Source organism: Pseudomonas sp. P4_C1 (assembly GCF_056402155.1).
Genome location: NZ_JBFUHY010000035.1, coordinates 1 through 16,919, shown reverse-complemented (window position 1 = coordinate 16,919; position 16,919 = coordinate 1). Strand labels below are relative to the sequence as shown.

The following is a 16,919-nucleotide window of genomic DNA, read 5'->3' as shown; positions in this document are numbered from 1 at the left end:
ATCCAACTTGCAGCTTCAAGCGTGCCGCTTGAAGCTGTCTCGCAGAGACCGCCATGACCGATCAACAACGCCTGGAACTCGAAGCCGCCGCCTTTCGCCGGCTGGTGGCCCATCTGGACAGCCGCAAGGATGTGCAGAACATCGATCTGATGAACCTCTCGGGCTTCTGCCGCAACTGCCTGTCCAAGTGGTACAAGGCGGCGGCTGACGAACGCCAGATCGAGGTCAGCCTCGATGAAGCCCGTGAAGTGGTTTACGGCATGCCGTACGCCGAGTGGAAAGCCCAATTTCAGCAAGAAGCCAACGCCGAACAACAGGCGGCGTTCGCCAAAGGAAAACCCAATGAGTGATTTGAACACCCTGCGCGCCAGCCTCAACAGCGGCGAACACGCCTTCGCCGATACTCTGGCGTTCATTGCCGCCGGTTACGACTACCAGCCTCAGGCTTTCAACAATGGTGGCGTGGAAAACGCGGCCGGGCAGAACGAAGGCTCGTGCAAGACCCTGGGTCTGGCGCTGCTGGAAGGCTTGAGCGATGAAGAAGCGCTGCTGGCTTTCGGCGAGCATTACCGCTCGGTTGTTGCCACGCCTGAAGGCAGCGATCACGGCAACATCCGTGCGTTGATTGCCCATGGCCTGGCGGGTGTGAAGTTCGCTCAGCCGCCACTGACCCGCCGTTGATTTAAATTGTAGGAGCAGCCGGTCGACGCTCGACTGCTCGCGAAAAACTCAAGAGCACTGCTGGGCCTCTGGTTTACGCGTAATCGTTCACCACCATCGCGAGCAGGCTCGCTCCTACAGGTTCTGCGTTCACGGCGCGGAACTGATCAGAAACACATCCCGACTTTTAAGATTGACCCGGCAACTTTATTTCGTTTGCCCCGTAGCACCGCTCACGGCTTAGATAAAAAGAAGTCCTCCTTCTTTCGAGCCGGTCATCCATGCGCAGCGAAACCATCAGCCAGTCGATCAACATCGTTCACCCTGTCACGCTCAGCCACGGCAAAAACGCCGAGGTCTGGGACACCGACGGCAAACGCTACATCGACTTTGTCGGCGGCATCGGCGTGTTGAACCTCGGCCATTGCCATCCGCGTATCGTCGAAGCCATCCGCGAACAAGCCACCCGACTGACCCATTACGCGTTCAATGCAGCGCCCCATGTGCCTTACCTCGAACTGATGGATCGCCTCAGCGCGTTCATGCCGGTGAGTTACCCGGTCAGCGGCATGCTCACCAACAGCGGCGCGGAAGCAGCGGAAAACGCACTGAAGATCGTCCGTGGCGCCACCGGCCGCAGCGCGGTCATCGCCTTCGACGGCGCTTTCCACGGCCGCACACTGGCCACCCTCAACCTCAACGGCAAAGTCGCGCCCTACAAACAGAAAGTCGGCGTGCTGCCGGGGCCGGTATTTCACCTGCCCTTCCCCAGCCAGGACAACGGCGTCACCTGTGCCGAGGCCCTCAAAGCCATGGAGCGCCTGTTCAGCGTCGAGATCGATGTCGAAGACGTCGCCTGTTTTATCGTCGAACCGGTGCAGGGCGAAGCGGGCTTCCTGGCCATGGAGGTCGAGTTCGCCCAGGCGCTGCGCAAGTTCTGCGACGACAAGGGCATTGTGCTGATTGCCGATGAAATCCAGTCCGGTTTCGGCCGAACCGGCCAGCGCTTCGCGTTCTCGCGGCTGGGCATCGAGCCGGACCTGATCCTGCTCGGTAAAAGCATCGCCGGCGGTGTGCCGCTGGGTGCGGTGGTCGGGCGCAAGTCGCTGCTGGATAACCTGCCCAAGGGCGGACTCGGTGGCACTTACTCCGGCAACCCCATCGCCTGCGCAGCAGCACTGGCAACTTTGGACGAAATGACTGATGCCAACCTGCATGCCTGGGGTACACAACAGGAAGAAGCGATTGTCGGCCGCCATGCAACCTGGCGCGCGAACAAGCTGACGCCGTACCTGGGACGCCTGACCGGCGTCGGCGCCATGCGCGGCATCGAGTTGATCAACGCCGATGGCTCGCCCGCACCGGCACAATTGACCCAATTGCTGGCCTTGGCGCGGGATGCAGGTTTGCTGCTGATGCCCAGCGGAAAATCGCGGCACATCATTCGCTTGCTGGCGCCGTTGACTATCGAAGCTGCGGTGCTGGAGAAAGGCCTGGATATCCTTGAAGCCTGCCTTGCAAAACTGACCTGAGAGCAAAGCCAACACGGCACCTGTGGGAGCGAGCTTGCTCCGGGCGGCGTTCCGACGATGGCGATAGAACATTCAAAATTGATATCAACGGATAGACCGCAATCGCGAGCAAGCTCGCTCCCACAGGGCTGGTGCAATATTTGCGGGCACAAAAAAACCGGCCGAAGCCGGTTTTTCATTCAACGAAAGCAGAATCAAGCGTTCTGCAGATCGTCGAGGTAACGCTCGGCATCCAGTGCCGCCATGCAACCGGCGCCAGCGGAGGTGATGGCCTGGCGGTACACGTGGTCAGCCACGTCACCGGCGGCGAAGATACCTTCGAGGTTGGTGGCAGTGGCGTTGCCGTCACGGCCGCCCTGCACAACCAGGTAGCCGTCCTTCAGGGTCAACTGGCCTTCGAACAACGAAGTGTTCGGGGTGTGGCCGATGGCGATGAACACGCCGTCGACTTTCACTTCGTCGAAGCTGCCGTCGTTATTCTTCAGGCGGGCACCAGTCACGCCCATGTTGTCGCCCAGCACTTCGTCCAGGGTTGCGTTCAGCTTCAGCTCGATCTTGCCTTCGGCAACACGGGCGTTGAGCTTGTCGATCAGGATCTTCTCGGCGCGGAACGTTTCGCGACGGTGGATCAGGGTCACCTTGCTGGCGATGTTGGCCAGGTACAGAGCCTCTTCAACAGCAGTGTTGCCGCCGCCGACCACAGCCACAGGTTTGTTGCGGTAGAAGAAACCGTCGCAGGTCGCGCAGGCCGAAACGCCTTTGCCCATGAAGGTTTCTTCCGATGGCAGGCCCAGGTAACGAGCGCTGGCGCCGGTGGCGATGATCAGGGCGTCACAGGTGTAAGTCGCGCTGTCGCCGGTCAGGGTGTACGGCTTGGCAGCGAAGTCCACGGCATTGATGTGATCGAACACGATCTCGGTTTCAAAACGCTCGGCGTGCTCGCGCATCCGCTCCATCAGCGCCGGGCCGGTCAGGCCGTGGACGTCGCCCGGCCAGTTGTCGACTTCGGTGGTGGTGGTCAGTTGACCGCCGGCCTGCATGCCGGTGATCAGCAGTGGCTTGAGGTTGGCACGGGCGGCATAGACCGCGGCGCTGTAACCGGCAGGGCCGGAACCGAGAATAATCACTCGCGAATGACGGACTTCAGACATGACCTGCTCCTGTTGACCGGCCCGGAACACCTGGCGCGGAACGCCGGATTGCCGGCTGGAATAAAAAAGAACGGTTGAAAGCACTTGGGGAAGGCTTGAACCCGACCGTCCTGTAAAAAGATTGGGTGCAGCGTATCGAGGGGGCGAAGATTAAGGAAATACGGATTAACAATCCAGCTCATAGGTGGTCTCTATGCCATCTGGCCGACGATATCGACGTCTTTGTTACAGTGAATGTCGATACCACTGCCGCGCTTTCGCACGTGAAGCAAAGCCGGTAAGGTCGGCGCGTTTTCCCTCTGCCCGGAGCCTCTTATGCCCGCCCCTGTTCTGTCCGGCCCGCAATACCTGCGCGAAGGCCTCAAGCTGGTGCTGAGCCCCAGCCTGCGTTTGTTTGTGTTGTTGCCGCTGGCGATCAACCTGGTGCTGTTCGTCGGATTGATCTACCTGGCCGGCCATCAATTCAGCCTGTGGGTCGACACCTTGATGCCGTCCCTGCCCGACTGGCTGAGTTTTCTCAGCTACATCCTCTGGCCGCTGTTCGTGGTGCTCGTCGTGCTGATGGTGTTCTTCACCTTCACCATGCTCGCCAACGTCATTGCCGCGCCATTCAATGGCTTCCTGGCGGAGAAAGTCGAGGTGGTGGTGCGCGGCACCGACGACTTCCCGGCCTTCAGCTGGGGCGAACTGATTGCGATGATCCCGCGCACCCTGGCCCGGGAAATGCGCAAGCTCGGCTACTTTCTGCCCCGGGCAATCGGGCTGTTCATCCTCTCGTTCATCCCGGTGGTGAACATCATCGCCGCGCCGCTGTGGCTGCTATTCGGGGTGTGGATGATGGCGATCCAGTACATCGACTACCCGGCGGACAACCACAAGCTGGGCTGGAACGAAATGCTCGCCTGGCTGCGGCAGAAGCGCTGGCAGAGCATGAGCTTCGGCGGCAGCGTGTACCTGGTGTTGCTGATCCCGGTGGTCAACATCCTGATGATGCCGGCCGCCGTGGCCGGGGCAACGCTGTTCTGGGTGCGTGAGCGTGGCGCGGAAAACCTGGTGACGCAGCGCTGAGCCATCAGCGCCGGTACCGCAGTCACAAATCCATCATCCCGACGTCACACTGACGACATGGCCCCGGTCGACACTGGGGTCATGACGACAGCTCTGCATATCACCCTGATCACCGAAACCTTCCCTCCGGAAATCAACGGCGTGGCCAATACCCTGGGTCGCTTGTGCGACGGTTTGCGCGCACGCGGGCATCAGGTGGAACTGGTACGACCGCGTCAGGGCTGCGACCAGCAGTTGGGCAGCGACGATGAACTGCTGCTGTGCCGCGGCTGGCCGCTACCGGGCTATCCCGGCCTGCAATGGGGTCAGTCGTCGATGCACAAACTGCTGCGGCGCTGGACGCGTCATCGCCCGGATGTGCTCTACATCGCGACCGAAGGGCCGCTGGGCCTCTCTGCGTTGCGTGCGGCACGGCGACTGGGGATTTCCGTGGTCAGCGGTTTCCACACCAATTTCCAGCAGTACTCCAACCAGTACGGGCTGGGTTTGCTTACGCGCCTGCTGACTCACTACCTGCGCTGGTTCCACAACCGTTCGACCATGACCCTGGTGCCCAGCGTCAGCCAGCGCATGGAACTGGAGCGACGTCATTTCGAACGACTGGCGTTGCTGTCCCGAGGCGTCGACAGCGAATTGTTTCACCCGGCCAAACGGTTAAATGCCCTGCGTGAGCAATGGGGACTGGCCGAGGCAGACATCGCCGTCATTCATGTCGGACGCCTGGCCCCGGAAAAAAACCTCGGCCTGCTCAAGCGCACCTTCAATACCCTCAAGGCGAGTTATCCCCAGCGCATCCTGAAACTGATCGTGGTCGGCGACGGCCCGCAGCGCCAGGAACTGGAAAACGAAATGCCCGAAGCGATTTTCTGTGGCACCCAACGGGGTGAAGCCCTGGCGTGTCACTACGCTTCGGGCGATGTGTTTCTGTTTCCGAGCCTGACCGAAACCTTTGGCAATGTAGTGCTTGAAGCACTTGCCTCGGGGCTCGGCGTGGTGGCCTACGACAAGGCGGCAGCCGCCCAGCATATTCGTCATGGCTACAACGGCGTGCTGGCGATGCCGGGAGATGAAGAAGCGTTCTGCGATGCAGCGGCATGGCTGCTGGAGGACAGGGAAGCCTTGCGCAATGTGCGGCTCAATGCGCGCCAGCATGCCAGTCGCCAGGGTTGGGCGACGATCATCGAGCAGTTCGAGGGACAGTTGCGCGGGGCTTGTGCCGGGGAGATGGTGGTGCCGAATGCACCGACTGTTCCCTGAATCTTCGGTGATTTGAAGCCCGCTCCCACAGGGTTCTTGGTTTACACATGATTTGTGATCGCCACAGAACCTGTGGGAGCGAGCTTGCTCGCGATAGCGTCAGTCCAGACGCCGCTTAAACCAGCGTCATCAACGCCTCACGGCTGAACGGCAGAATGTCTTCCTCACGGCCATCGCGCACTTTCTGTGCCCAGTCCGGGTCCACCAGCAAGGCACGACCCACCGCCACCAGGTCGAACTCATCGTTGTTCAGGCGCTCCAGCAGTTTTTCCAGACTGGCCGGTTGTGCGACCTTGTCGGTGTTGACCATGAATTGCAGGAACTCGCCATCCAGGCCGACGCTGCCCACAGTGATGGTCGGCTTGCCGGTGAGTTGGCGGGTCCAGCCGGCAAGGTTCAGCTCGGAACCGTCGAACTCCGGCTCCCAGAAGCGGCGGGTCGAGCAGTGGAAAATATCCACGCCCGCATCCGCCAGCGGCTTGAGGAACTCGCCCAAGGCTTCCGGGGTTTGCACCAGACGTGCGGTGTAGTCCTGCTGCTTCCACTGGGAGAAACGGAAGATGATCGGAAAACCTTCACCGACCGCAGCACGCACGGCCTGAATCAACTCAATGGCGAAGCGCGAACGGTTGGCCAGATTACCGCCGTACTCGTCGGTACGCTGGTTGCTGCCTTCCCAGAAGAACTGGTCGATCAGGTAACCGTGGGCACCGTGGATTTCCACGCCGTCCATGCCGATGCTCTGGGCATCCTTGGCGGCCTGGGCGAACGCGGCGATCACGTCCTGGATGTCCTGTTTGGCCATGCCGTGCACCACGACCTGACCTTCCTTGATTTTTTCCGACGGGCCATAACCCGGCACGCTGGCGTCCGGCTCGGTGCCGATACGGCGCACGCTGCCCACATGCCACAGCTGCGGAACGATCTTGCCGCCTTCGGCGTGAACGGCATCGACGACCTTCTTCCAGCCGGCCAGGGCCGTTTCACCGTAGAAATGCGGAACGTTCGGGTAGCCGTTGGACGCCTTGTGACCGACGGTGGTGCCTTCAGTGATGATCAGGCCGACGCCCGCAGCGGCGCGGCGACGGTAGTATTCGATCACTTTGGAATCAGGCACGCCGCCCGGGGAAAAGGAGCGGGTCATCGGCGCCATGACGACGCGGGTCGGCAGTTCGAGGGTGCCGAGGTGGAACGGTTTGAACAGGGCTTTGACGGGCATGGGACGCTCCACGGAAGGATGATTTTATGACGGCGATAATATGGAGAGTCCGACGCCTTGAACAGCATTATTGATTTTGGTGATTAAGAGCTAAAAGGTACGAATTACTGTAGGAGCGAGCTTGCTCGCGATGGACTGGAGAACGCCGCGCCGTATCAGGCTTGTAGCGTTATCGTTGACGACCATCGCGAGCAAGGCTCGCTCCTACAGGGGGAGATATCAGCTCAGCGCTTTTTCAATCGCGTGAACAATGGTCGGATCATCCGGCGCCGTACGCGGCGAGAACCGCGCCAGCACGCGACCATCCTTGCCCAGCAGGAACTTCTCGAAATTCCAGGTGATATCGCCGGGAAATTCCGCGCCCTCGCCCGCCAGCAAGCGGTACAACTGATGACGATCATGCCCGTTGACTTCCAGCTTGCTGGACAACGGAAAGGTCACGCCATAGTTGAGGCTGCAAAAATCCTTGATCTCCCGCTCGGTCCCCGGTTCCTGCCCGGCAAACTGGTTGCACGGCAAGCCCAACACGCTGAAGCCTTTGGCCTTGTATTGCTGGTAGAGGTTTTCCAGCGCCGCGTACTGCGGGGTCAAGCCGCATTTGGAGGCGACGTTGACCACCAGCACGACTTGGCCTTTGAAAGGCGCCAGAGGTAGCTCCTGTCCATCCAGGGCTGTCAATTTAAGGTCGTGAAAAGCACTCATGGCGTACTCCAGATTCCCGTGTTCTTTTCGAAACAGCCACTTGGCGGTGTCATCAGGGACAGCCGCAGACTAAAAAGGCGCCCTCGGGGCGCCTCTCCAGCTATCTGAGCTTAGCGCAGAAATCAGTGGTGATGGCCACCTTCGCCATGGACGTGGCCATGAGCGATTTCTTCCTGGCTGGCGTCACGAATGGCAACGATCTTGACCTGGAAATTCAGGCGCTGACCGGCCAACGGGTGGTTGCCGTCAACGGTGACGTCGTCGCCGTCCAGATCACGGATGGTCACGATCTGCATCTGGCCGTCCGGAGCGGAAGCGTGGAACTGCATGCCCACTTCCAGCTCATCGACGCCTTCGAACATGCTGCGGCTCAGGGTGCTGACCAGTTCGGCAGCGTATTCGCCGTAAGCGTCTTCCGGTTCAACGGCTACGGTCAGCTCGTCGCCGACAGCCTTGCCTTCCAGAGCCTTTTCCAGGCCAGGGATGATGTTGCCTGCGCCTTGCAGGTAGACCAGCGGCGCGCCGCCGGCGGAGCTGTCGATGACCTCACCAGCGTCGTTGGTCAGGGTATAGTCGATGGAGACAGCCTTATTGGCGGCGATCAGCATGGGGCGAGACCTTTTGCATAAGAAGATTGAAGGACCAAGTTTAGCGAAGCAATCGTCCGAAAGCGAACACAACCCGGACAGACGGAATTCGACGATCACAGGCTTCCATCAGGACGAGAACGGCCATTGGGTGGCCGAGCTTTCCTGCGGCCACACCCAACACCTGCGGCACCAGCCACCCTGGCAATCGCGCGCCTGGGTCATGGACCCTGTGCAGCGCCAGGAAAAAATAGGCCAACCCTTTGCCTGCGGTTGGTGCGCACAAGGCTCGGTTAGCGATAACCTTGGCGACTGAATTTCGGTAGTCGGCCAAATATAAGCTGACACCATTGCCATGCTCCTCCAGAGAATCCGCATGCAAACTTTTTTTATCGCACCCACCGATTTTGGTGTGGGTCTGACCTCCATCAGCCTCGGGCTGGTGCGCACATTGGAACGGGCCGGGCTGAAAGTCGGCTTCTTCAAACCGATTGCCCAGCCGCATCCGGGCGACACCGGCCCTGAGCGCTCCACCGAGCTGGTGGCGCGCACGCATGGTCTGAAACCGCCACAACCGCTGGGTCTGGCGCACGTCGAGCGGATGCTCGGCGACGGCCAGCTTGATGAGTTGCTCGAAGAAATCATCACCTTGTACCAGCAAGCAGCCGTCGGCAAAGACGTGCTGGTGGTTGAAGGCATGGTGCCGACCCGCAGCGCCAGTTATGCCGCGCGGGTCAACCTGCATTTGGCCAAGAGCCTCGATGCCGAGGTGATTCTGGTTTCGGCTCCGGAAAACGAAGTGCTGGCCGAACTCTCCGGCCGCGTTGAATTGCAGGCGCAATTGTTCGGTGGTCCGAAGGATCCGAAAGTCCTCGGCGTGATCCTCAACAAGGTCAAGACTGACGAGAGCATGGACGCCTTCGCCGCGCGTCTGAAAGAGCATTCGCCCTTGCTGCGCAGCGGTGAATTCCGTCTGCTCGGCTGCATTCCGTTTCAGCCGGAACTCAATGCGCCGCGCACCCGCGACGTCGCCGACCTGATGGGTGCGCAAGTGCTCAACGCCGGTGATTATGAAACCCGGCGCATGACCAAAATCATCATTTGCGCCCGCACCATGCGCAATACCGTGGAGTTGCTCAAGCCCGGTGTTCTGGTGGTGACCCCGGGGGATCGCGACGACATCATCCTCGCCGTCAGCCTCGCGGCGATCAACGGCGTGCCGCTGGCCGGCCTGCTGCTGACCAGCGACACCCTGCCGGATCCGCGCATCATGGATCTGTGCCGTGGCGCATTACAGGCCGGTTTGCCGGTGTTGTCGGTGAGCACCGGCTCCTACGACACCGCTAACCTGCTCAATGGCCTGAACAAGGAAATCCCGATCGACGACCGCGAGCGAGCGGAAATCATCACCGACTTCGTCGCCAGTCATCTCGACGCCAACTGGCTGCACCAGCGCTGCGGTACACCCCGGGAAATGCGCCTGTCGCCAGCGGTGTTCCGCTATCAATTGATCCAGCGTGCCCAGGCTGCCAACAAACGCATCGTCCTGCCTGAAGGCAGCGAACCGTTCACTGTGCAAGCGGCGGCGATCTGTCAGGAACGCGGGATCGCTCGTTGCGTGTTGCTGGCCAAACCTGAAGACGTCGAGGCCGTGGCCCGCGCCCAAGGCATCGTATTGCCGCCGGGGCTGGAGATTCTCGATCCGGACCTGATCCGCGAGCGTTATGTCGAACCGATGGTCGCCTTGCGTAAGACTAAAAGCCTCAACGCGCCGATGGCCGAGCAGCAACTGGAAGACACCGTGGTGATCGGCACCATGATGCTGGCCCTGGATGAAGTCGACGGACTGGTCTCGGGCGTGATCAACACCACCGCCAACACCATCCGTCCGGCCCTGCAGCTGATCAAGACGGCGCCGGGCTGCACCCTGGTGTCGTCGGTGTTCTTCATGCTGTTTCCGGAAGAAGTGCTGGTCTACGGCGACTGCGTGATGAACCCGCACCCAAGCGCCTCCGAACTGGCCGAGATCGCCCTACAAAGCGCCGACTCGGCGGCTGCATTCGGCATCACCCCTCGGGTGGCGATGATCAGTTATTCCAGCGGCGAGTCGGCCACGGGCGAGGAAGTCGAAAAGGTTCGCGAAGCCACCCTGCTCGCCCACGAGCAACAGCATTCGCTGCTGATCGACGGCCCGTTGCAATACGACGCCGCCGCCAACGAAGACGTCGCCCGGCAACTGGCGCCGAACAGCCGGGTCGCCGGTCGCGCCACGGTATTCGTGTTTCCCGACCTGAACACCGGCAACACCACGCACAAAGCCGTGCAGCGCAGCGCCGACTGCGTCAGCCTCGGGCCGATGCTGCAAGGCCTGCGCAAACCGGTGAACGATTTGCCGCGTGGTGCGCAGGTCGACGACATCGTCTACACCATCGCGTTGACCGCGATCCAGGCAGCCAACCGACCTATGGATGTGTAAATGCTGGATTTTCTACCTGCTCCGCTGCGAGGCGTGATCGCCTCGCTGCTGTTGGCACTGAATACGATTCTGCTCTGCTCGTTCCTGTTCTGCGTGGCACTCGTCAAAGTATTGCCGTTCGCCTTCACCCAGCGCCTCTCGGGCTGGCTGATGAGCCATACCCACGAAGCCTGGATCAGCATCAACAAAGGCTGGATGAATCTGGTCCGTAGCACCCGCTGGCACATCAGCGGCCTACAAGGCCTCGACTATCAGCACTCGTACCTGATCACCAGCAACCACCAGAGCTGGGTCGACATCCTGGTGCTGCAATACGTGCTCAACCGGCGCATTCAACCGCTGAAGTTCTTTCTCAAGCAGGAGCTGATCTGGGTTCCGGTGATCGGTCTGGCCTGGTGGGCGCTGGGCTTTCCGTTCATGAAACGCTACTCCAAGGCCTATCTGGAGAAGCATCCGGAAAAGAAAGGCAAGGACCTGGAAACCACCCGCAAGACCTGTGCGAAATTCCGCGACAACCCGGTGGGCATTTTCAACTTCGTCGAAGGCACGCGCTTCACCAAGGGCAAGCATGCCCAGCAGCAGTCACCCTTCAAGTACCTGCTCAAGCCCAAGGCTGGTGGCATTGCCTTTGTGCTGGATGCGATGGGTGAGCAGCTTGAATCGATCGTCAACGTGACGATTCATTATCCGGCCGGTCGGCCCGGTTTCTGGGACTTGTTGTGCGGGAACGTTGCGGACGTGGTGGTGCACTTTGAAGAACTGAAGATTGCGCCGCAGTTCATCGGCAAGAACTATGACCAGGACGGTGAATACCGCCTGCAATTCCAGGGTTGGATCAATCAGATGTGGCAGGACAAGGATGCGTTGCTTGCGCAGATGCATCGTGAGTATCCAGCGAAGTCTTGAGGTGCCTGTACCGGCCTCTTCGCGGGCAAGCCCGCTCCCACAGGGACCGCGTCGTTCACAAATTTTGCGAACACCCTCAAAACTGTGGGAGCGGGCTTGCCCGCGATAGCCATTTCAAGGACACAAAAAAACCCGCAGACAATCACTTGTCTGCGGGCTTTTCATTTACGGCTAAGGCTTAGATCGCCCCACGCTCGCGCAGCAGACCCAGCACTTGCTTGACGCCTTCTTCCAGCGACACGGACTGGGTGTCGATCACCAGGTCGGCATCCAGCGGCACGTCGTACGGGAACGACTCGCCCGGGATGTTATCCCCGGCCGCCGCGTACAGGCCTTGCGGATCACGCTCGGCGCAGACCGTCGGCGAAGCCTGGACGTAGACCGTCAGCAGACGCTCCTTGCCGATCAGTTCCCGGGCCTGTTCACGACCTTCGGCACTCGGCGCAACGAACGCTGCCAGGGTCAGCAGACCGGCTTCGTTGAACTGACGCGCGACGTGTGCGGCACGACGCCAGTTCTCGGTACGCCCGGCGCGATCCTGTGGCAGACCTTTGTTCAGGTCGTGACGCAGGTTCTGGCCATCGAGTACGAACACCGCACGACCCAGGTCGAACAGCTTGCGCTCGACCGCATACGCCAGAGTGCTTTTGCCCGCGCCCGACAAGCCGCTGAACAACACGGTGGCCGGTTGCTGGCCGAAGCGCTGGGCGCGTTCTTCGGTGGCGACGTGTGCGAGTTTGCCGTGATGCGTGCTGCTGCCCTGCGCCACCGGTTGAGCGATGATCATGCCGGCGGCGACGGTGCCATTGGTCAAACGATCGATGACGATGAACGAACCGGTGGTGCGGTTGCTCGCGTAACCGTCCAGCGCGATGGCTGCATCGAGGCTGATCTTGACCCGACCGATCTCGTTCAGTTGCAAGGCACTGGCAGGGCCTTCTTCCAGGGTGTTCACGTCAACGCGGTTGACAATGCTGGTGATCGAACCCGGCACGTACGTCGTGGCGCGCTTGATGTCGTATTTCTTGCCCGGCAGCATCGGCTCTTCGGCCATCCACACCAGCATGGCCTCGAAGCCGTCAGTCACTTGCGGCAGGTTGTCGGCGTGTACCAGCAAATCGCCGCGCGAGATGTCGATCTCGTCTTCCATGGTCAGCGTCACGGCCTGACCCGGACCTGCATGCTCCAGCTCACCTTCGAAGGTGACGATGGATTTCACGCGACTGCTCTTGCCCGACGGCAGCACCACGACTTCGTCACCCTTGTGCACGACGCCACTGGCCAGGGTGCCGGCGAAACCACGGAAGTTCAGGTTCGGACGGTTGACGTACTGCACCGGGAAACGCAGGTCGGTGTAGTTGCGGTCGCTGGCGATCTCGACGGTTTCGAGAATTTCCATCAGCGACTGACCGGTGTACCACGGCGAGCGCTCGGACTTGTTCACCACGTTGTCGCCCTTGAGCGCCGACATCGGCACGAAGGCCATGGTGGTCGGCTTGAAGGCGATGCCTTCGGCGAACTTCAGGTAATCGGCCTTGATCGAGTCGAAGACTTTTTCGTCGAAACCGTTGAGGTCCATCTTGTTGATGGCGACCACGATGTGCTTGATGCCCAGCAACGAGGCAATGAAGCTGTGGCGACGGGTCTGGGTCTGCACGCCATAACGGGCGTCGACCAGAATGATCGCCAGGTCACAGGTGGACGCACCGGTGGCCATGTTGCGGGTGTACTGCTCATGGCCGGGGGTGTCGGCGATGATGAATTTGCGCTTGGCGGTGGAGAAGTAGCGGTAAGCGACATCGATGGTGATGCCCTGTTCCCGCTCGGCCTGCAGGCCGTCGACCAGCAACGCCAGGTCGATATCATCACCGGTGGTGCCGACTTTTTTCGAGTCGCGGGTAATGGCTTCCAGGTGATCTTCGTAGATCATTTTGGAGTCGTGCAGCAGACGCCCGATCAGGGTGCTCTTGCCGTCATCGACGTTGCCACAGGTAAGAAAGCGCAGCATTTCCTTGCGTTCGTGCTGGCCCAGATAGGCGAGGATGTCCTCGCTGATCAAATCAGATGCGTGCGACATGACAACCCCTTAGAAATAACCCTGACGTTTCTTTTCTTCCATCGAGCCTGCGCCATCGTGATCGATGACCCGGCCCTGGCGTTCGGAAGTTCGCGTCAGGAGCATTTCCTGAATGATGTCGGTCAGGCTGATGGCCTCGGACTCGACCGCACCGGTCAACGGGTAGTCGCCGAGTGTGCGGAAACGGACCTTCTTCTTGACGATGCGTGCCTTGTCTTCATCGCTCAGGTGATTGAGCAGGCGTTCATCGTCGATCATGATCCAGGTACCATTCATCTCGATAACGTCGCGCTCGGCGGCGAAATACAGCGGCACGATCGGGATGCCTTCGAGGTAGATGTACTGCCAGATGTCCAGCTCGGTCCAGTTCGACAACGGGAACACGCGGATCGATTCGCCCTTGTTGACCTTGCCGTTGTACACGTTCCACAACTCGGGACGCTGGTTTTTCGGGTCCCAGCGGTGCTTGGTATCGCGGAAGGAATACACGCGCTCTTTGGCACGGGACTTCTCTTCGTCACGACGGGCACCACCGAAAGCAGCATCGAAACCGTACTTGTCGAGGGCCTGCTTGAGGCCTTCGGTTTTCATGATATCGGTGTGCTTGGCACTGCCGTGGGTCAGCGGGTTGATGCCCTGCGCGACGCCATCGGGGTTGACGTGCACCAGCAGGTCGAGGCCGAGTTCTTCGACCATGCGGTCGCGGAACGCGTACATTTCCTTGAACTTCCACTGGGTGTCGACGTGCATCACCGGGAACGGCAGTTTGCCCGGGAAGAAGGCCTTGCGCGCAAGGTGCAGCATCACGGCGGAGTCTTTACCGACGGAGTACAGCATCACCGGGTTGTCGAACTCGGCGGCCACCTCGCGGATGATGTGGATGCTTTCCGCCTCCAGCTGTTTCAGATGCGTCAGTTTATCGACCATGGCTACTCACGAAAGCTTTCTTATGAACGGCCAGCGGGCCGTGTTCGAGCGGGGATCCTAGCACAGCGACCTCTTCTAATCAGGACGCCAACTAGATCGAAAGAGCATATGAATATGCCTGCCCGTTTGGGTTGAATGCGGCCCTCTGTAGGAGCAGCCTGCTCGCGATGGTCGCTAACGATAACGCTGGAAGCCTGACACCCCGCGGTGCTCTCAGGTTCATCGCGAGCAGGCTCGCTCCTACAGGGATGGCGATTCGTCAGATCGGATTCGGGCAATCGATGAAAATGTGTTCCAGCGCAAAGCGCCGCGCCAGGTAATCCCCCAGCGCCTGAACGCCGTAGCGCTCGGTGGCATGGTGACCGGCGGCGATGAAGCTGATGTCGTTTTCCCGGGCGCTGTGGAAGGTTTGCTCGGAAGCCTCGCCGCTGAGGTACAGATCGACGCCTGCCAGAATGGCCTGATCGATGTAACCCTGGCCACCACCGGTGCACCAGCCAACACGGCGGATCATGGCACTGCCTTCGATCAACAGCGGCTCACGGCCCATCACTTCCTGGACGCGGCGAGCGAAATCCCGTGGCATCATCGGTTCATTCAGCGAGCCGACCAGGCCGACAATCTTCAGGTTGTCCGGGTCCAGCGGGCCTTCGACGGTGATGTCGAGCTGCCGTGCGAGCTGCACGTTATTACCGACGTCCGGGTGCAGGTCCAGCGGCAGATGATAGGACAGCAGGCTGATATCGTGCTTGAGCAGAGTCTTCAAGCGGCGCTGTTTCATGCCGGTGATGCACGGGTTCTCGCCTTTCCAGAAGTAGCCATGATGCACCAGCACCAGGTCGGCATTGGCCTCCACGGCAGCATCAAGCAAGGCCTGGCTGGCGGTGACGCCACTGACAATGCGCATCACTTGCGGACGACCTTCGACTTGCAGGCCGTTGGGGCAGTAATCGGCGATTTTGGCGCTGTTGAGGTAGCGGTCGGCTTCTTCAACGAGGGTGCTCAGGGCGACGGCCATGAAAGACTCCTAAATATCCCGTTCCGAGGCGCGTGCGGCCTCGTATAATGCGCGTCATTATGAGCGGTCTCATACCGCCTGCAACTCTCTCAGGAACTGCTTAATGCTCAAGGCGCTGCGTTTTTCCGGCTGGCCGCTGTTGGCCGGCGTGCTTGTCGCTCTTTTGATAATCCAGCGTTACCCGCAGTGGGTCGGGCTCCCGAGCCTCGACGTCAATCTGCAACAAGCGCCGCAAACCACCAGCATGCAGCAGGGTCCGGTGTCTTATGCCGAAGCGGTAAGCACCGCTGCGCCTTCGGTGGTAAACCTGTACACCACCAAAGTCATCAACAAACCCACCCATCCGTTGTTCGAAGATCCGCAATTTCGTCGCTTCTTCGGCGACAACTCGCCCAAGCAGAAACGCATGGAATCGAGCCTCGGTTCCGGCGTGATCATGAGCCCGGAAGGCTACATCCTGACCAACAACCACGTGACCAGCGGCGCCGACCAGATCGTGGTGGCGCTCAAGGACGGTCGGGAAACCCTGGCGCGGGTGATCGGCAGCGACCCGGAGACTGACCTCGCGGTGCTGAAAATCGACCTGAAAAACCTGCCGTCGATCACTGTCGGGCGTTCCGACAACATCCGCATCGGCGATGTCGCGCTGGCCATCGGCAACCCGTTCGGCGTCGGCCAGACCGTGACCATGGGCATCATCAGCGCCACCGGTCGCAACCAACTGGGCCTGAACAACTACGAAGACTTCATCCAGACCGATGCGGCGATCAACCCCGGCAACTCTGGCGGTGCGCTGGTGGATGCCATCGGTAACCTGACCGGCATCAACACGGCGATTTTCTCCAAGTCCGGCGGTTCCCAGGGCATTGGTTTCGCGATCCCGGTGAAGCTGGCGATGGAAGTGATGAAATCGATCATCGAGCACGGCCAGGTGATTCGTGGCTGGCTGGGTATCGAAGTGCAGCCGCTGACCCAGGAACTGGCCGAATCGTTCGGCTTGTCCGGGCGTCCGGGCATTGTCGTGGCGGGGATTTTCCGCGACGGTCCGGCACAGAAGGCCGGCCTGCAACTGGGCGATGTGATTCTTGCCATCGATGGCGAACCGGCCGGTGATGGCCGTCGCTCGATGAATCAGGTGGCGCGGATCAAGCCCACCGACAAGGTCGCGATCGAGGTGATGCGCAACGGCAAGGAACTCAAGCTGATGGCGGAAGTCGGCCTGCGGCCGCCACCGGCACCGGTCAAAGAGAAAGAAGAAGAGTAAGCAGCTCACACCGCCCTTGTAGGAGCGAGCCTGCTCGCGATGGTGTGTCAGATAAATCAACGGTGACTGACACAC

The 16,919-nt window shown here is 60.4% G+C and carries 16 protein-coding genes; 9 read left to right on the top strand and 7 right to left on the bottom strand.

Features of this window, described 5'->3' with window-relative positions; translation table 11 throughout:
• The first annotated feature begins 53 nt into the window (after positions 1-53).
• The 3 genes from AC1DU9_RS18590 (at position 54) to AC1DU9_RS18580 (ending at position 2,192) form a co-directional block, all read left to right on the top strand.
• A complete protein-coding gene (locus AC1DU9_RS18590; protein WP_218429330.1) occupies positions 54-350 on the top strand; it encodes a DUF1244 domain-containing protein in 297 nt (98 codons plus the stop codon).
• On the top strand, positions 343-681 hold the full coding sequence (locus AC1DU9_RS18585) for a HopJ type III effector protein (RefSeq protein WP_223463399.1): 339 nt from the start codon (positions 343-345) through the stop codon (positions 679-681). The genes AC1DU9_RS18590 and AC1DU9_RS18585 overlap by 8 nt, the downstream gene beginning before the upstream one ends.
• Positions 682-941: 260 nt before the next feature.
• The gene (locus AC1DU9_RS18580) at positions 942-2,192 is read left to right on the top strand and encodes a 2-aminoadipate transaminase (RefSeq protein ID WP_223463400.1); all 1,251 of its coding nucleotides are present in this window, start codon (positions 942-944) and stop codon (positions 2,190-2,192) included.
• Positions 2,193-2,386: 194 nt separating this feature from the next.
• Here the strand turns inward: AC1DU9_RS18580 and trxB are convergent, their stop codons facing one another.
• Complete coding sequence (gene trxB / locus AC1DU9_RS18575) at positions 2,387-3,343, bottom strand: thioredoxin-disulfide reductase (protein ID WP_218429324.1); 957 nt, start codon at positions 3,341-3,343, stop codon at positions 2,387-2,389.
• Positions 3,344-3,658: 315 nt separating this feature from the next.
• Here trxB and cysZ point away from each other — a divergent pair, with 315 nt between their 5' ends.
• Positions 3,659-4,411 (top strand): sulfate transporter CysZ, encoded by a 753-nt coding sequence (cysZ, locus tag AC1DU9_RS18570; protein WP_103394183.1) that lies wholly within the window; start codon positions 3,659-3,661, stop codon positions 4,409-4,411.
• A gap of 57 nt (positions 4,412-4,468) precedes the next feature.
• Positions 4,469-5,668, top strand: a complete 1,200-nt coding sequence (locus AC1DU9_RS18565) for a glycosyltransferase family 4 protein (RefSeq protein WP_223463401.1) — start codon at positions 4,469-4,471, stop codon at positions 5,666-5,668.
• A 115-nt stretch (positions 5,669-5,783) separates the two neighbouring features.
• On the opposite strand, the gene AC1DU9_RS18560 is transcribed toward AC1DU9_RS18565, so the two are convergent.
• The 3 genes from AC1DU9_RS18560 to AC1DU9_RS18550 form a co-directional block, all read right to left on the bottom strand.
• Positions 5,784-6,887, bottom strand: a complete 1,104-nt coding sequence (locus AC1DU9_RS18560; protein ID WP_223463402.1) for an NADH:flavin oxidoreductase — start codon at positions 6,885-6,887, stop codon at positions 5,784-5,786.
• Positions 6,888-7,106: 219 nt separating this feature from the next.
• Complete coding sequence (locus tag AC1DU9_RS18555) at positions 7,107-7,589, bottom strand: glutathione peroxidase (RefSeq protein ID WP_223463403.1); 483 nt, start codon at positions 7,587-7,589, stop codon at positions 7,107-7,109.
• Positions 7,590-7,711: 122 nt separating this feature from the next.
• Positions 7,712-8,197 (bottom strand): FKBP-type peptidyl-prolyl cis-trans isomerase, encoded by a 486-nt coding sequence (locus AC1DU9_RS18550; RefSeq protein WP_007942189.1) that lies wholly within the window; start codon positions 8,195-8,197, stop codon positions 7,712-7,714.
• Here AC1DU9_RS18550 and AC1DU9_RS18545 point away from each other — a divergent pair.
• The 3 genes from AC1DU9_RS18545 to AC1DU9_RS18535 are packed head-to-tail and all read left to right on the top strand — an operon-like array spanning position 8,166 to position 11,558.
• Complete coding sequence (locus AC1DU9_RS18545) at positions 8,166-8,492, top strand: DUF3565 domain-containing protein (RefSeq protein WP_223463404.1); 327 nt, start codon at positions 8,166-8,168, stop codon at positions 8,490-8,492. The two genes, AC1DU9_RS18550 and AC1DU9_RS18545, sit on opposite strands and share 32 nt — an antisense overlap.
• A 60-nt stretch (positions 8,493-8,552) precedes the next feature.
• A complete protein-coding gene (gene pta / locus AC1DU9_RS18540) occupies positions 8,553-10,652 on the top strand; it encodes a phosphate acetyltransferase (RefSeq protein WP_223463405.1) in 2,100 nt (699 codons plus the stop codon).
• Positions 10,653-11,558 (top strand): acyltransferase, encoded by a 906-nt coding sequence (locus tag AC1DU9_RS18535; RefSeq protein ID WP_477810595.1) that lies wholly within the window; start codon positions 10,653-10,655, stop codon positions 11,556-11,558. It begins immediately after the preceding gene.
• Positions 11,559-11,736: 178 nt separating this feature from the next.
• On the opposite strand, the gene cysN is transcribed toward AC1DU9_RS18535, so the two are convergent.
• From cysN to AC1DU9_RS18520, 3 genes are all read right to left on the bottom strand, one after another.
• The gene (gene cysN / locus AC1DU9_RS18530; protein ID WP_223463407.1) at positions 11,737-13,635 is read right to left on the bottom strand and encodes a sulfate adenylyltransferase subunit CysN; all 1,899 of its coding nucleotides are present in this window, start codon (positions 13,633-13,635) and stop codon (positions 11,737-11,739) included.
• A 9-nt stretch (positions 13,636-13,644) separates the two neighbouring features.
• Complete coding sequence (gene cysD, locus AC1DU9_RS18525; RefSeq protein WP_223463408.1) at positions 13,645-14,562, bottom strand: sulfate adenylyltransferase subunit CysD; 918 nt, start codon at positions 14,560-14,562, stop codon at positions 13,645-13,647.
• Between the two features lie 259 nt (positions 14,563-14,821).
• Positions 14,822-15,580, bottom strand: coding sequence for a Nif3-like dinuclear metal center hexameric protein (locus AC1DU9_RS18520; protein ID WP_008046198.1), 759 nt, complete (start codon positions 15,578-15,580; stop codon positions 14,822-14,824).
• A gap of 103 nt (positions 15,581-15,683) precedes the next feature.
• Between AC1DU9_RS18520 and algW the strand changes: the two genes are divergently transcribed.
• On the top strand, positions 15,684-16,844 hold the full coding sequence (algW, locus tag AC1DU9_RS18515) for a Do family serine endopeptidase AlgW (RefSeq protein WP_223463409.1): 1,161 nt from the start codon (positions 15,684-15,686) through the stop codon (positions 16,842-16,844).
• The last annotated feature ends 75 nt before the right edge of the window (positions 16,845-16,919 follow it).

Bases quoted from the DNA above. Each gene is read 5' to 3' on its own strand.
- AC1DU9_RS18535 (WP_477810595.1), top strand. From the start codon at position 10,653: ATGCTGGATTTTCTACCTGCTCCGCTGCGAGGCGTGATCGCCTCGCTG.
- AC1DU9_RS18555 (WP_223463403.1), bottom strand. From the start codon at position 7,589: ATGAGTGCTTTTCACGACCTTAAATTGACAGCCCTGGATGGACAGGAG.
- cysZ (WP_103394183.1), top strand. From the start codon at position 3,659: ATGCCCGCCCCTGTTCTGTCCGGCCCGCAATACCTGCGCGAAGGCCTC.
- AC1DU9_RS18590 (WP_218429330.1), top strand. From the start codon at position 54: ATGACCGATCAACAACGCCTGGAACTCGAAGCCGCCGCCTTTCGCCGG.
- AC1DU9_RS18580 (WP_223463400.1), top strand. From the start codon at position 942: ATGCGCAGCGAAACCATCAGCCAGTCGATCAACATCGTTCACCCTGTC.
- algW (WP_223463409.1), top strand. From the start codon at position 15,684: ATGCTCAAGGCGCTGCGTTTTTCCGGCTGGCCGCTGTTGGCCGGCGTG.
- AC1DU9_RS18560 (WP_223463402.1), bottom strand. From the start codon at position 6,887: ATGCCCGTCAAAGCCCTGTTCAAACCGTTCCACCTCGGCACCCTCGAA.
- cysN (WP_223463407.1), bottom strand. From the start codon at position 13,635: ATGTCGCACGCATCTGATTTGATCAGCGAGGACATCCTCGCCTATCTG.
- AC1DU9_RS18550 (WP_007942189.1), bottom strand. From the start codon at position 8,197: ATGCTGATCGCCGCCAATAAGGCTGTCTCCATCGACTATACCCTGACC.
- cysD (WP_223463408.1), bottom strand. From the start codon at position 14,562: ATGGTCGATAAACTGACGCATCTGAAACAGCTGGAGGCGGAAAGCATC.
- trxB (WP_218429324.1), bottom strand. From the start codon at position 3,343: ATGTCTGAAGTCCGTCATTCGCGAGTGATTATTCTCGGTTCCGGCCCT.
- AC1DU9_RS18585 (WP_223463399.1), top strand. From the start codon at position 343: ATGAGTGATTTGAACACCCTGCGCGCCAGCCTCAACAGCGGCGAACAC.
- AC1DU9_RS18565 (WP_223463401.1), top strand. From the start codon at position 4,469: ATGGCCCCGGTCGACACTGGGGTCATGACGACAGCTCTGCATATCACC.
- AC1DU9_RS18545 (WP_223463404.1), top strand. From the start codon at position 8,166: ATGGAGACAGCCTTATTGGCGGCGATCAGCATGGGGCGAGACCTTTTG.
- AC1DU9_RS18520 (WP_008046198.1), bottom strand. From the start codon at position 15,580: ATGGCCGTCGCCCTGAGCACCCTCGTTGAAGAAGCCGACCGCTACCTC.
- pta (WP_223463405.1), top strand. From the start codon at position 8,553: ATGCAAACTTTTTTTATCGCACCCACCGATTTTGGTGTGGGTCTGACC.